The sequence below is a fragment of the Stenotrophomonas koreensis genome, assembly GCF_001431525.1.
GTDB classification, from domain to species: Bacteria; Pseudomonadota; Gammaproteobacteria; order Xanthomonadales; family Xanthomonadaceae; genus Stenotrophomonas; species Stenotrophomonas koreensis.
In genome coordinates, this window is sequence record NZ_LDJH01000006.1 from 482308 (window position 1) to 497147 (window position 14840).

The 14840-nt window shown below is 64.6% G+C and carries 11 protein-coding genes; 6 read left to right on the top strand and 5 right to left on the bottom strand.

What is annotated here, in order from left to right:
• Positions 1-13: 13 nt before the first annotated feature.
• Positions 14-1132, bottom strand: a complete 1119-nt coding sequence (locus ABB25_RS04745; RefSeq protein ID WP_152980992.1) for an ABC transporter substrate-binding protein — start codon at positions 1130-1132, stop codon at positions 14-16.
• A gap of 167 nt (positions 1133-1299) precedes the next feature.
• On the opposite strand from ABB25_RS04745, the gene prfB reads away from it, so the two are divergent.
• Together prfB and lysS are read left to right on the top strand one after the other, a co-directional pair.
• Positions 1300-2425 (top strand): peptide chain release factor 2 gene (prfB, locus tag ABB25_RS04750; protein WP_152980994.1). Its coding sequence is split into 2 segments (ribosomal slippage): positions 1300-1374 and positions 1376-2425, totalling 1125 coding nucleotides; the frame shifts between segments, so codons are not numbered across the junction.
• Between the two features lie 108 nt (positions 2426-2533).
• Complete coding sequence (lysS, locus tag ABB25_RS04755; protein WP_057664388.1) at positions 2534-4054, top strand: lysine--tRNA ligase; 1521 nt, start codon at positions 2534-2536, stop codon at positions 4052-4054.
• Positions 4055-4312: 258 nt separating this feature from the next.
• On the opposite strand, the gene ABB25_RS04760 is transcribed toward lysS, so the two are convergent.
• Positions 4313-4576 carry a hypothetical protein gene (locus ABB25_RS04760; RefSeq protein ID WP_057664390.1) on the bottom strand — a complete coding sequence of 88 codons (264 nt, stop codon included), beginning with the start codon at positions 4574-4576 and terminating at the stop codon, positions 4313-4315.
• Positions 4577-4904: 328 nt separating this feature from the next.
• Entirely contained in the window at positions 4905-6581 is a 1677-nt protein-coding gene (locus tag ABB25_RS04765) for an AMP-binding protein (protein WP_057664393.1), read from the bottom strand.
• Between the two features lie 106 nt (positions 6582-6687).
• Between ABB25_RS04765 and ABB25_RS04770 the strand changes: the two genes are divergently transcribed.
• Positions 6688-7128 carry a nuclear transport factor 2 family protein gene (locus tag ABB25_RS04770; protein WP_152980996.1) on the top strand — a complete coding sequence of 147 codons (441 nt, stop codon included), beginning with the start codon at positions 6688-6690 and terminating at the stop codon, positions 7126-7128.
• A gap of 204 nt (positions 7129-7332) precedes the next feature.
• Here ABB25_RS04770 and acnA read toward each other — a convergent pair whose 3' ends face one another.
• Positions 7333-10092, bottom strand: coding sequence for an aconitate hydratase AcnA (gene acnA, locus ABB25_RS04775; RefSeq protein ID WP_057664398.1), 2760 nt, complete (start codon positions 10090-10092; stop codon positions 7333-7335).
• Positions 10093-10278: 186 nt separating this feature from the next.
• On the opposite strand from acnA, the gene ABB25_RS04780 reads away from it, so the two are divergent.
• Genes ABB25_RS04780 through acnB form a run of 3 tightly spaced genes read left to right on the top strand, consistent with a single transcriptional unit; the run spans position 10279 to position 13532 of the window.
• Positions 10279-10509 (top strand): AbrB/MazE/SpoVT family DNA-binding domain-containing protein, encoded by a 231-nt coding sequence (locus ABB25_RS04780; protein WP_057664400.1) that lies wholly within the window; start codon positions 10279-10281, stop codon positions 10507-10509.
• Positions 10506-10907, top strand: a complete 402-nt coding sequence (locus ABB25_RS04785; protein WP_057664402.1) for a type II toxin-antitoxin system VapC family toxin — start codon at positions 10506-10508, stop codon at positions 10905-10907. Before ABB25_RS04780 ends, ABB25_RS04785 begins: the two co-directional genes overlap by 4 nt.
• Positions 10908-10946: 39 nt before the next feature.
• Positions 10947-13532: a bifunctional aconitate hydratase 2/2-methylisocitrate dehydratase gene (gene acnB, locus ABB25_RS04790; protein WP_057664404.1), complete on the top strand. Its 2586-nt coding sequence runs from the start codon at positions 10947-10949 to the stop codon at positions 13530-13532.
• Between the two features lie 144 nt (positions 13533-13676).
• On the opposite strand, the gene ABB25_RS04795 is transcribed toward acnB, so the two are convergent.
• The coding region (locus ABB25_RS04795; protein WP_057664504.1) for an ISL3 family transposase at positions 13677-14840 on the bottom strand (1164 nt) is incomplete at its 5' end.

Consider the following 14840-nt stretch of genomic DNA (forward strand, 5'->3'; position numbering starts at 1 on the left):
CTGGCTGGTGGGATCACTCGGCCGTGGCGGCGGCGTCGATCGCTTCGGCAGCGGCACTGCTGCTGGGGCTGGCGGTGGCCGCACTGGCCTGCAGCGTGAAGCTGCCGCTGTTGCCACCCAGGCTGCGCACATCCACGGTATAGCTGCCAGCGGCCAGGTTCAGGTCCAGCCGCGAGTTGGTGCCATTGCCGCCATCATCGTCCTCGGCAGTGATGCCATTGCCGGAGACTTCCAGCACGGTGTCAAAGTCACTGGAACGGGCATCGAAACTGACCCGGCTGTTCTGCGCCAGGGTGAAGCTGAAGCTGCGCATGCCCTCGCTGCCGACCAGGCCGTTGATGCGACGGTTCAGTGGCAGCTCGGTGCCGTCACGCACCACCGTACCCGGCTCCAGGCTGGAAGTGCCGATGGCCAGCTTGAACGAGCCGCTGCTTTCGCCCATCGAACGCACGCTGGCGGTGTACTGGCCCGGTTCCAGGAACAGCTGCAGGCGCGAATTGAGGTTGTTGCCACCGTCGTCGTTTTCTTCCTCGACCCCACGGCCGCTGACGGTCAGCACGGTGTCGAAGTTGGACGACTCGGCGGTGATGACGTAAACGCCGGCAGTGGCGATGGTGAACTGGTACTCCTGGCGTTCGTTGATCAGCCAGTCGATGGCATGTTCACCGGGGCTGAGCGGCTTGCCGTCGTAGGCCGCAATCGGCTTGGCAGTCAGTTGGTAAGGGCCGTAGGCGCTGGCCTGGCTGCCATTGACCGCGACGGTATAGGCCCCGGCTTCGGTGCTGCGAAAGGCCAGGCTGTTGCCGCTGCTGCCGTATTCGCTGGCCTGGGTGCTGGCCACCAGCAGCGGGCCCTTGAACACTGCCAGGCCGCCATTGAGCGCGCCGCCCAGCTGCAGCTCGACAGCCTGGTTGGCTTCCAGGTTCAGGGTATAGACCTGGTGGCGGCTGCCGTCGTTGTAGTTCAGGCCGCTGCTGGACGTCAGTTCGCCGCGAACCTCCTTGTCCAGCGGCAGGGTGTTGGCCGTGGCGCCGGCGATCTGCTTCAGGCCCGGAATCGGCAGTTTGTCGCAGCCACTCAGGGTCAGGCCGGCAATTACCGCCAGCGCCAGGGTCGAGGTTCGGATGGTCACAGGTGCTTCCTTCACATTGATGGGAAATCCAGCCAGGCGATGCCGGCCAACCGGCAGATTGTAGAGGCCGGCAGCGGTCAATGGCTGTGCGGCGGTTTGAACACGCAGGCGCGGGGTGGGGCGCAAGTTGCTAGAATTGCGCCATTGACCTTTTGAACTGGCCAGACATGATCGAACTGAACCCGATCCGCCAGCGCATCACCGATCTGACCGATCGGGTGGTGTCGCTGAGGGGGTATCTTTGACTACGACGTCAAGAAAGAACGCCTCGAAGAAGTAACCCGCGAGCTGGAAAGCCCGGATATCTGGAACAACCCCGAATACGCCCAGCAGCTGGGCCGTGAGCGCTCGGTGCTGGAAAAGACCGTCGGTGGCATCGCCTCGGTGCTCGATGGCCTGGAAACAGCTCGCGAGCTGCTGGAACTGGCCGAGATGGAAGCCGACGAGGACACCGCGCTGGCCGTGGTGGCTGATCTGGACGGCTACCAGAGCCATGTGGAGAAGCTGGAATTCCAGCGCATGTTCTCCGGCAAGATGGACAGCGCCAATGCATTCGTCGACATCCAGGCCGGCGCCGGTGGCACCGAGGCCCAGGACTGGGCCGAAATCATGCTGCGCATGTACCTGCGCTGGTGCGAAAGCCGCGGCTGGAAGACCGAGCTGATGGAAGTGTCCGGTGGTGATGTTGCCGGCATCAAGTCGGCCACGCTGCGGGTGGAAGGCGAATTTGCCTATGGCTGGCTGAAGACCGAAACCGGCGTGCACCGGCTGGTGCGCAAGAGCCCCTTCGATTCGGACAACCGCCGCCATACCAGCTTCACCTCGGTGTTCGTGTCGCCGGAAATCGATGACAACATCGATATCACCATCAACCCGGCCGACCTGCGTACCGACGTCTACCGCTCCTCCGGTGCCGGTGGCCAGCACGTCAACAAGACCGAGTCGGCCGTGCGCATCACCCATATCCCGACCAACATCGTTGTCGCCTGCCAGACCGGCCGCAGCCAGCACCAGAACCGCGACAACGCGATGAAGATGCTGGCCGCCAAGCTGTACGAGCTGGAGATCCAGAAGCGCAACGCCGAGAAGGACGCGGTGGAAGCGACCAAGTCCGATATCGGCTGGGGCAGCCAGATCCGCAACTATGTGCTGGACCAGAGCCGGATCAAGGACCTGCGTACCGGCATTGAACGTTCCGACACCCAGAAGGTGCTGGACGGCGACCTGGACGAATTCGTCGAGGCCAGCCTGAAGGCCGGTCTGGAAGTCGGTGCCAAGCGCACCGACGCCTGATCCCGGTTCAAGGCCACCGGCAACGGTGGCCTTGACGGTTGTGGCCACCATCGGCCACACGCGCCCCAGGGCGCATACTCCCCCATTGAATCCCTGTACGACATTGCCATGACCGACCCAATCCCCGCGCCCGCAGAACCTTCCGTCGACGAGAACAGCCTCATCGCCGAGCGCCGCGGCAAACTCAAGGCGCTGCGCGAACAGGGCATTGCCTATCCGAATGATTTCCGCCGCGACCAGCTGGCCGGTACGCTGCAGGCCGAGTACGCCGATGCCGAACGCTTCACCGCCGAGGCGCTGGAAGCCAGCGGCCGCACGGTGAAGATGGCCGGTCGCCTGATGGCCAAGCGGGTGATGGGCAAGGCCAGCTTTGCCCAGATCCAGGACGAGTCCGGCCGGATCCAGCTGTTCCTGCAGTCCAATGCACTGGGCGATGTCTATGCCGCCTTCAAGGGCTGGGACGTGGGCGACATCATCGCCGTGGAAGGTTCGCTGACCCGGACCAGGACCGGTGAGCTGTCGGTCAAGGCATCCAGCATCCGCCTGCTGGTCAAGTCGCTGCGGCCGTTGCCGGACAAGTGGCACGGCCTGGCCGATGTCGAGCAGCGCTACCGCCAGCGCTATGTCGACCTGATCGTGACCCCGGAATCGCGCGAGGTCTTCATCAAGCGCTCCAGGATCATCCGTGCCATCCGCGCCTGGCTGGACAACCGCGACTTCCTGGAAGTCGAAACCCCGATGATGCATTACATCCCCGGCGGTGCCACGGCCAAGCCGTTCACCACGCACCACAACGCGCTGGACCTGGACCTGTACCTGCGCGTGGCACCGGAGCTGTACCTGAAGCGGCTGGTGGTCGGCGGCCTGGAGCGGGTGTACGAGATCAACCGCAACTTCCGCAACGAGGGCGTCTCCACCCGCCACAATCCCGAGTTCACCATGATGGAGTTGTACGAGGCCTATGCCACGTACAACGAGGTCATGGACCTGACCGAGAACGTGATCCGCGATGTGGCGCAGCAGGTCATGGGCACCACCACGCTGGAATGGGACGGCGCCACCATCGACTTGGCCCCGGCCTTCCGCCGCTGGCGCATGGACGAGGCGGTGCGTCACTACAATCCGGAAATCACCCCGGCCGACTGCACCGACCGCGATGCGCTGCTGGCGCACTGCGAGCGCCTGAAGATCCGGGTCAAGCCGGGTTATGGCTGGGGCAAGCTGCTGCTGGAAATCTTCGAGGCCACGGTGGAGGACAAGCTGGTGCAGCCGACCTTCATCACCGCCCACCCGGTGGAGGTCTCGCCGCTGGCCCGTGGCAGCGACAACGATCCGGGTTACACCGACCGTTTCGAGCTGTTCGTCAACGGCAAGGAGCTGGCCAATGGCTTCTCCGAGCTCAACGACCCGGAAGACCAGGCCGCACGCTTTGCCGCGCAGGTCGCGGCCAAGGAGGGTGGCGATGACGAGGCCATGCACTTTGATGCCGATTACATCCGTGCCCTGGAATACGGCATGGCGCCGACCGGCGGCCTGGGCATCGGCATCGACCGCCTGGTGATGCTGCTGACCGGCCGCAGCTCGATCCGCGATGTGCTGCTGTTCCCGTACATGCGTCCGGAAGCCTGATCCAGCCCGGATGTGCGCCGATGAAAACCGGACGTGGCTGCCACGTCCGGTTTTTTTATGGACGCGGCACGGGGCAGGGGTAAAGTGTTGGTTTGTTCCATGTGGCTTGGCGCCGTCGCCGCGGCCGCGTGGCTACCACTGCACAGGCTCGAAAATGACCGTTGCCAACGCCGGGATGGCCTTCGATTTCCGCTCCAACGGTGCTCAATCTTGTGGTTTGCATCAACGAACAGGCCGTTATCGAAACGTGGCAGTCACTCAACGAACGCTGCCCATTGCCCCCAAGAAAACCAGCAGCGCCAAACCATAGCCGGCGAGCAGCGCCACGCTGATCACCCGGTGCCGTGTGTCGTCAAGCAAAGCCGAGACAACTGCACACGCCACGGACGCCAGCACTCCCGCGTAGAACAGCTGTAGCGCGGCAAACATCCTTGTACCGGCTGCGGATGTGAACAGCAGCCACGCAGAGCTCGCGGCGAACAGCAATGACAGCGCCGCCAATACACGCCAAGCCGTCTTCATCAGATCTGCTCCAGAGGGAATGCCCGGCTGCGCAGCGCAGCGGTGGAAGTGTCTTACTGGACGCGTACTGACACACCCGAGAACGCGGCCTCACCACTAAGCATATTGCTTCGGCAGAATCGCACTACTTGGAGCGCTCTAGTCTATCTGCGGCGGTTCTGTCAGTGGAGTCACACTACCCTGGGGCGCCTCGCGTTTTGTAGGCAGTGGTCACCCGCTACGGTCGTCCGCTATTGGCCGAAAGCGGACCTCGTAGTCATGCCATTCTTGCAAACAAAACCCCTTCCTCGCGGAAGGGGTTTTTTGTGTAACAACCGCTCAAATGCAATCAGGCGGCCGGCTTGTCACGCAGCTCGCGGCGCAGGATCTTGCCGACATTGGTCTTGGGCAGTTCGTCGCGGAACTCGACGATACGCGGGTGCTTGTAACCGGTCAGGTTGGCACGGGCGAAGTCCTTGACCTGCTCGGCGGTGAGGCTGGGGTCCTTCTTGACGATGACCACCTTGACCGCTTCGCCGGACTTTTCGCTGGGCACGCCCACGGCAGCCACTTCCAGCACGCCGGGCATCATCGCGATGACGTCCTCGATCTCGTTCGGGTAAACGTTGAAGCCGGAGACCAGGATCATGTCCTTCTTGCGGTCAACGATGTAGAACAGGCCCTTGTCATCCATCCTGGCCATGTCACCGGTGTGCAGCCAGCCGTCGGCATCGATGGTGGCGGCGGTGTCCTGGTCGCGTCGCCAGTAACCGCGCATCACCTGCGGGCCGCGTACGCACAGCTCGCCGACTTCGCCCAGGCCCAGGATCGCACCGTCCTCGCCCTTGACGCAGCAGTCGGTGGAGGGCAGCGGCTGGCCGATCGCACCGCTGTAGGCGGCCGCCTTGATCGGGTTGACGCAGACCACCGGCGAGGTTTCGGTCAGGCCATAGCCTTCGATCAGGGTGTTGTTGGTGACTTTCTGCCAGCGCTCGGCCACGGCGCGTTGCACCGCCATGCCGCCGCCGATGGACAGCTTCAGGGCGGAGAAATCCACACCTTCAAAGCCCTTGCTGTTGAGCAGGCCGTTGAACAGGGTGTTGACCCCGGTGATGATGCTGATCTTCTTGTCGCCGATTTCCTTGATGAAGCCGGCCATGTCGCGCGGGTTGGTGATCAGGATGCTCTTGACCCCGAGCTGGGTGAACACCAGCCCGTTCACCGTCAGCGAGAAGATATGGTAGAGCGGCAGCGCGGTGACACCCACTTCCTTGCCCGGCTCCAGCCCGGCAGGCGCAATCCAGGCGCTGATCTGCTGCATGTTGGCAATCAGGTTGCGGTGGGTCAGCACCGCGCCCTTGGCTACCCCGGTGGTGCCGCCGGTGTACTGCAGGAAGGCAATGTCCTCGTGGTCGCACTGCACGGCAGTGCGCTGGTGGCGGGCACCGGCCTTGAGTGCGGCCTTGAAGCGCACAGCACCAGACAGGCGGTAGTCGGGCACCATCTTCTTGACGTACTTGAGTACGAAATTGACGATGTGACCCTTGCCGCCGAGCAGGTCGCCCAGGCCGGTGGTAATGATGTGCTTGAGCGGCAGCTCGTCGACCACCTGGGCGACGGTGTCACCGAAGTTGTCCACCACCAGCAGGGCGGTGGCATCGGCGTCGCACAGCTGGTGCTTGAGCTCGCGGGCGGTGTACAGCGGGTTGACGTTGACCACGGTCAGGCCGGCACGCAGCGCGGCGAAGATCGCGACCGGGTACTGGATGCAGTTGGGCATCATGATCGCCAGGCGATCACCCTTCTTGAGCTTGAGCTCGCACTGCAGGTAGGCGGCGAATTGTTCAACCAGCACATCCAGCTGGGCATAGCTGACTTCCTTGCCGAAACTGGACAGGGCGGGCATCTGGGAAAAACGCTTGACCGCGGTGTCGAACACATCGCCGATGGACTGGTACTGTTCCAGGTCGATGTCGGCCGGGACGCCTGCTGGGTAGTTGTCCAGCCAGGTACGCTGATGAGTCATTTCCCCCTCCAGAGAAAATTGCTGTTGATCGGGGGTCGGTGCGCAGGGTGCGGCCGACACAAGCTGTCAGGATAACGTCACCCACGGATAAAGGAAAAGAGGAAAAATGCGCCTAATTTCTTGCAACTGGCTGCTTGGCGCGCTGTTGCTGCTGGTTGTTTCCGCCTGCAGCCGCAGCACGCCGGAACAGGTGCTGCGCCTGCAGATCACCCAGATGCAGCAGGGCATCGAACAGCGTGAGCCTGCGCGCGTCATCGAGCCGCTGGCCGATGACTTCCTGGGCAATGGCGGCATGGACCGGCAGGCTGTGGAGCGCCTATTGCGGGCGCAGTTGCTGCTCAACCAGCGGATCGAGGTGGTGCTGGGGCCCGTTGATGTACGTATCGAGGGGCAGAACGCCCAGGCTGATTTCACCGTGGTGCTGGCCGGTGGCAATGGCCGCCTGTACGAGCGTGGCCGCATCCACCAGGTCAGCACCCACTGGCGCGAGCAGGATGGGCAGTGGCTGCTCTACCGTGCGCAATGGGGCGATGGTCAACAGCAGTGACCAGGCCCGTGCGGAAAGCGAACGTCTCCGTGTGCTGATCTGCCGCCACAGTGGGGCACAGGGTTGCAGCCTGCGTGCAACCGCTCAGCAGGCGCCCGAGGTGGGTGATGGAGTGGGCTTGCGAGACAGCAGCCTGGTGCGTTGCTGCCGGCCCCGCGTACAAACGCGGGGCCGGCTTGCGCCTGTATCCGGAAGGCAAAGGCGTCAGTCGTGCGCAGCCAGCTGGCGCAGCACGTAGTGCAACAGGCCACCATGGCGGAAGTACTCCACTTCCTTGGGGGTCAGCAGCAGGACATCGACCTGGAAGTGGACCTGGCTGCCATCGCGGCGGGTGGCGCTGACTGTGGCCTGGCGGGCAGCACCGTTGTCCAGCCCGGTGATGTCGAACCGTTCGCTGCCATCCAGGCCCAGGCTGGCGATGCCCTGGCCATTGACGAAGCGCAACGGCAGTACGCCCATGCCGACCAGGTTGGAGCGGTGGATGCGCTCGAAGCTCTGCGCGATCACCGCCTTGACCCCGAGCAGGTTGGTGCCTTTGGCGGCCCAGTCGCGCGAGGAGCCGGTGCCGTATTCGCTGCCGGCCAGCACCACCAGCGGCACGCCATCGTCCTTGTAGCGCATGGCCGCTTCGTAGATCGACAGCTTCTCGGCGGGCGCGCCATTGGCCGGGTAGTACAGGGTGTTGCCGCCTTCCTCGCCGCCGAGCATCAGGTTCTTGATCCGGATGTTGGCAAAGGTGCCGCGCACCATCACATCGTCATTGCCACGACGGCTGCCGTAGGAGTTGAACTCCAGCGGCGACACCCCGCGTGACTGCAGGAAATGCCCGGCCGGCGAATCGGCCTTGATGTTGCCGGCCGGGGAAATGTGGTCGGTGGTGATCGAATCGCCGAACAGGCCGAGCACGCGCGCGCCATGGATATCCTCGACCGGGGCCACGGCCATGCTCATGCCCTCGAAGTAGGGCGGGTTCTTGATGTAGGTCGAACCGTTGTCCCAGTGATAGCGCTGGCTGCTGGTGGCGGCGATGGCATTCCAGCGGCTGTCGCCGGCGAAGACATCGGCATAGTTGGCGCGGTACAGCTCCGGGCCCAGGGTGCGTGCAATCAGCTCGCCGACCTCCTGGTTGGACGGCCAGATGTCGCGCAGGTAGACCTCCTCGCCATCGCTGTCGATGCCCAGCGGTTCGGTGCTCAGGTCAATGTCCAGACTGCCGGCGATCGCATAGGCCACCACCAGCGGTGGGCTGGCCAGGTAGTTGAGCTTGACCTCCGGATGGATGCGGCCTTCGAAGTTGCGGTTGCCCGACAGCACCGAGGCCACGACCAGGTCCTCGCGGCGGATCGCTGCGGAAACGTCGTCCGGCAGTGGCCCGGAGTTGCCGATGCAGGTGGTGCAGCCGTAGCCGACGACATGGAAGCCGAGTGCTTCCAGGTCCACCAGCAGGTCGGCGCTGCGCAGGTAGTCGGTGACCACGCGCGAGCCGGGGCCGAGCGAGGTCTTGACCCAGGGCGCGGCGCGCAGGCCGCGCGCCACCGCATTGCGCGCCAGCAGGCCGGCGGCGAGCATCACCGCCGGGTTGGAGGTATTGGTGCAGGAGGTGATGGCCGCGATCACCACCGCACCGTCATGCAGCTGCCAGGCGGCGCCCGAATCGGGGGCGTGCTCGCGCGCGGCCTCGCGCGCGCCGACCGCAGCGCCACCACCGCCTTCGTCCTTTAGCCGCTCGCATTCCTGCAGCGGGATCCGCTTGCGCCGGGCATCGGTGTAGGGGGTCAGGTTGTGCAGGTAGTTTTCCTTGACCTTGTCCAACGGCACCCGGTCCTGCGGCCGGCGTGGTCCGGCCATCGACGGCACCACCGTGGCCATGTCCAGGTCCAGTACGGCCGAATAGCTGGCCTCGGGGCTGCCCGGCTCATGCCACAGCCCCTGCGCCCGGGCATAGGCCTGGACCAGGGCGATGTGCTCTTCGCTGCGCCCGGACAGGCGCAGGTAGTTCAGTGCTTCGGCATCGATCGGGAAAATGCCGCAGGTGGCGCCGTACTCCGGTGCCATGTTGCCGATGGTGGCGCGGTCGGCCAGTGGCAGGTTGGCCAGGCCCTCGCCGAAGAACTCGACGAATTTTCCGACCACGCCGAACTGGCGCAGCATCTGGGTCACGGTCAGCACCAGGTCGGTGGCGGTGGCGCCCTCGCGCAGCCTGCCGCGCAGGCGCATGCCCACCACCTGCGGGATCAGCATCGACGATGGCTGGCCGAGCATCGCCGCCTCCGCTTCAATGCCGCCCACGCCCCAGCCGAGCACGCCGATGCCGTTGATCATCGTGGTATGGCTGTCGGTGCCGAACACGGTGTCCGGATAGAGCAGGGCCTGGCCGTCGCGCTCGCCGCTCATCACCACCCGGGCCAGGTGTTCCAGGTTGACCTGGTGGACGATGCCGGTGTTGGGTGGCACCACCTTGAAGTTGTCAAACGCGTTCTGGCCCCAGCGCAGGAAGCCATAGCGCTCGGTGTTGCGTTCGAATTCGATCCGGCCGTTGATGTCCAGCGCATCGGGGCTGCCAAAGGCGTCGACCTGGATGGAGTGGTCGATCACCAGTTCGGAGGGGATCTGCGGGTTGATCTGTTCCGGCCGGCCGCCCAGGGCGACCACCGCATCGCGCATCGCGGCCAGGTCGACCACGCACGGCACCCCGGTGAAGTCCTGCAGTACCACCCGTGCCGGCATGAAGGCGATTTCCACCGAGGGCTCGGCGGCAGGGTCCCATTGCGCCAGCGCGCTGATGTGCTCACGGCCGACGGTCTGGCCGCCGTCCTCGTGGCGCAGCAGGTTCTCCAGCAGGATCTTCAGGCTGTAGGGCAGGTGGTCGATCCGGTGGTGGCGGGCCAGCCGCGGCAGGGAGTAGTAGTGGTACAGATGCCCGTTGACGCTGAGGGTGTCACGGGTGTCGTAGCTGTCATGCATGGCTGGCATCCTTTGGTGGTCAGGGCTGAGCGCACTGTAGGAAAAGCGATGTAAGAACGGCGTGGTCACAAGCCTGAACGCAGCTTCACGGGTGTGGCCGCAGGGTGCTGGCTGTCGCCGGGATGCGCTGGGGTATGTCTGCTGGAGTATGTATAATTCATGCATACTTTAATCCGGGGGTATGCCATGGAAGCCACCGTTGCCGAACGCGGACAGATCACCCTGCCCAAGGCGGTGCGCGATGCACTGGGCCTGACCAAGGGCACCCAGCTCAAGGTCGAGCTGGAAGGCGGGCGGATCATCCTGCGCAAGAGCGTGGAGGACGCCATTTCCCGCGCCCGCGGCAAGTTCGCGCTCGATGGTTTCGACTCGGCCGAAGCGGCCGTGGCCGTGGTCCGTGACGAGCCCGGCGCATGATTGCCGTTGATTCCCCGGTCCTGATCGAGCTGCTCAGCAACGGTGCGCGCGCCGATGCGGTGGAGGCCTGCCTGCGCCAGGCGCTGGTCAATGGCCGGGTGGTGGTCTGCGGCACCACCCTGGCCGAGATCTGCGCCAGCTTGCGCGGCGGTGCCGAAGTGCTCGAGGCACTGGAGGAAATGGGCGTGCACTATTCGGCGATCGAGGCCAAGTCGGCCCTGCGCGCCGGCGAGATGCAGCGCCGCCATCGCCAGCGCAACCCCGGCGACAGCCGCCGGATTGACGATTTCATGGTCGGCGCGCATGCGCTTTTGCAGTGCGACGGCCTGATTACCTGGAATGACCGTTTTTATCGCGACTACTTCAAGGGCCTGAAGCTGATCGTGCCGCAAGCCTGAGCCCAACCTTTTTATTCATCCGTACCCCGGGAGTTGTCCATGTTGGAAGCCTACCGCCACCACGTCGCCGAGCGCGCTGCCCTCGGCATCCCGCCGCTGCCGCTGTCTGCCCAGCAGACCGCCGACGTCATCGAGCTGCTGAAGAACCCGCCGGCTGGCGAGGCGCAGTTCCTGCTCGAGCTGATCACCCACCGCGTCCCGGCCGGCGTGGACGATGCCGCCAAGGTCAAGGCCTCCTACCTGGCTGCCATTGCCTTCGGCAGCGAGAAGAGTGAACTGATCTCGCGCGAGCGCGCCACCGAACTGCTGGGCACCATGCTCGGCGGTTACAACGTCGCCCCGCTGATCGAGCTGCTGGACGACGCCGTTGTCGGCGCCATCGCCGCTGACGGCCTGAAGAAGACCCTGCTGGTGTTCGATGCCTTCCACGATGTGGAAGAAAAGGCCAAGGCCGGCAACGCCAACGCCAAGTCTGTGCTGCAGAGCTGGGCCGATGCCGAGTGGTTCACCTCCAACCCGGAAGTGCCGGAAAGCCTGACCATCACCGTGTTCAAGGTGCCGGGCGAAACCAACACCGACGACCTGTCGCCGGCCCCGGACGCCACCACCCGCCCGGACATCCCGATGCACGCCCTGGCGATGCTGAAGAACAAGCGTGGCGACGCCCCGTTCGTGCCGGAAGAAGACGGCAAGCGTGGCCCGATCCAGGAAATCCTGGGCCTGAAGGAAAAGGGCCACCTGGTTGCCTACGTCGGTGACGTGGTCGGTACCGGTTCCTCGCGCAAGTCGGCCACCAACTCGGTGCTGTGGTGGACTGGCGATGACATCCCGTTCATCCCGAACAAGCGCGCTGGTGGCGTGTGCCTGGGTGGCAAGATCGCCCCGATCTTCTACAACACCATGGAAGATGCCGGCGCCCTGCCGATCGAGCTGGACGTGTCGCAGATGAACCACGGCGACGTGGTCGAGCTGCGCCCGTACGAAGGCAAGGCCATCAAGAACGGCGAAGTCATCGCCGAGTTCCAGGTCAAGAGCGACGTGCTGTTTGACGAAGTGCGCGCCGGTGGCCGCATTCCGCTGATCATCGGCCGTGGCCTGACCGCCAAGGCCCGTGAATCCCTGGGCCTGCCGGCCACCGACCTGTTCCGCCTGCCGGTGCAGCCGGCCGACACCGGCCGTGGCTTCTCGCTGGCGCAGAAGATGGTTGGCCGCGCCTGCGGCCTGCCGGAAGGCCAGGGCATGCGTCCGGGCACCTACTGCGAACCGAAGATGACCTCGGTCGGCTCGCAGGACACCACCGGCCCGATGACCCGTGACGAGCTGAAGGACCTGGCCTGCCTGGGCTTCTCGGCCGACCTGGTGATGCAGTCCTTCTGCCACACCGCGGCCTATCCGAAGCCGGTGGACGTCAAGACCCACCACACCCTGCCGGAGTTCATCTCCACCCGTGGTGGTGTGTCCCTGCGCCCGGGCGACGGCGTGATCCACTCCTGGCTCAACCGCATGCTGCTGCCGGACACCGTCGGTACCGGTGGTGACTCGCACACCCGTTTCCCGGTGGGCATTTCCTTCCCGGCCGGTTCGGGTCTGGTTGCCTTCGCCGCTGCCACCGGCGTGATGCCGCTGGACATGCCCGAGTCGGTGCTGGTGCGCTTCAAGGGCGAGATGCAGCCGGGCGTCACCCTGCGTGACCTGGTCAACGCCATCCCGCTGTACGCCATCAAGTCGGGCCTGCTGACCGTGGCCAAGGCTGGCAAGAAGAACATCTTCTCCGGCCGCATCCTGGAAATCGAAGGCCTGCCGAACCTGAAGGTCGAACAGGCATTCGAACTGTCCGACGCCTCGGCCGAGCGTTCGGCTGCCGGTTGCACCGTGCGCCTGAACAAGGAGCCGATCATCGAGTACCTGACCAGCAACATCACCCTGCTGAAGTGGATGATTGCCGAAGGTTACGCCGATGCCCGCACCCTGGCCCGCCGCATCGAGAAGATGGAAGCCTGGCTGGCCAACCCGGAACTGCTGGAGCCGGATGCCGACGCCGAATACGCCGCCGTCATCGAGATCGACCTGGCCGACATCCACGAGCCGATCGTGGCCTGCCCGAACGATCCGGACGACGTGAAGACCCTGTCCGACGTGGCCGGTGCGCAGATCGATGAAGTGTTCATCGGTTCGTGCATGACCAACATCGGTCACTTCCGTGCCGCGGCCAAGCTGCTGGAAGGCAAGCGCGACATCCCGACCCGTCTGTGGGTGGCTCCGCCGACCAAGATGGATGCTTCGGAGCTGACCAAGGAAGGCCATTACGGCACCTTCGGCAGTGCCGGTGCGCGCATGGAAATGCCGGGCTGCTCGCTGTGCATGGGCAACCAGGCGCAGATCCGCGAAGGTTCCACCGCGATGTCCACCAGCACCCGCAACTTCCCCAACCGTCTGGGCCGCAACACCAACGTGTACCTGGGTTCGGCCGAGCTGGCCGCGATCTGCGCACGTCTGGGCCGCATCCCGACCAAGGCCGAGTACATGGCTGACATCGGTGTGATCAACGCCAACGGCGATGCGATCTACCGTTACATGAACTTCGACCAGATCGCCGAGTACCAGGAAGTGGCCGCCACGGTCTGATGCCTGGTTGATCGTTGATCGATTGCGGTAAGCAAGACACCCGGCGCAAGCCGGGTGTCTTGTTTCTGGATCCTGCCGGTAGTGATCGGGCCTGCCAGCAGATGTGCTCATGCGGCGGGCAGCAGCGCCCGCAAAAAAACAGGTTCATCGCAGGATACCGGGGAAGGCTGCGCGGATTTTCAAGAAGAAATATTCCTGATCGCGGTACCCGTAGGCGCGACGTTTGATGACCTTGATGGTGTTGTTGATGCCTTCCACGATGCTGGTGTTGAGCCGGTGCCGGCAGCGGGACAGGATTCCGTGCAGGTAAGCCTTGAGCTTGTGCGCGAAGTGCTCCAGGGCCGCAATGCCGCTGCCTTGGGCTTGTTCCAGCCAGTGATCCCAGGCCTTCCTGGCCCAGGATGGATGGCGGTAGAACCACAGCCGTTTGAGCTCGTCACGCATCAGATAGGTGGTCAGTAGCGGTTGGTTGGCCTGTAGCAGCTCGTCCAGTCGCACCCGCTGTGGGTGTTCAAGGTTGCGGCGATTGCGCAGCAGCAGCCAGCGGCTGGACTTGATCACCCGGCGCGCGGGCTTGTCCTGGCGCAGTTGATTGGCCTGATCCACACGCACCCGGTCGATCACTTCGCGGCCGTACTTGGCCACGACATGGAACAGGTCGTAGACGACTTCGGCATTGGGACAGTGGGCCTTGATCTCCAGCTCATAGGCGGTTGTCATGTCGATCGCCACCGCCCGGATCTGCCCGGCAACGCCGGCAGGCAGCTGCTCGAAGAAGGTCCGCGCAGTCTCGCGTGAGCGGCCATTACCGACCCACAGCACCTGGCGGCTGATCGGGTCGACCACCACCGTGGCATAACGATGTCCCTTGTGCAGGGCGAACTCATCCATGGCCAGGTAGTGGATCCGGCTCCAGTCCGGCGCGACCACGCTCTGCCGCAGCCAGGCCTTGTCCAGCGCCTTGACCGTATGCCAGCCGAGCCCGAAGAAGCGCGCGGTGGCCAGGATGTTGCTGGAAGCCAGCAGCTGGTTGACCGCCTCGGCCAGGCGGTTTGTTACCCGTTGATAGCGCCCCAGCCAGCTCAGCTTTTCCAGGCGCGGCCCACCGCACTGCTCGCACCATACCCGTCGGCGCGGCACCACCAAGGTTACCTGCAACGCCATCAACGGCAGCTCCCGGACACGACGCAGACTGGTTTCATGCACCTCCCGGCAGCGCCTGCCCCAGTGCCCGCAATGCATTCTCCGGCCCGTCGGCACAAGGCGGATGGCGACCGTCCAGCTGCCCTCGCTGGACAAGACACTGCG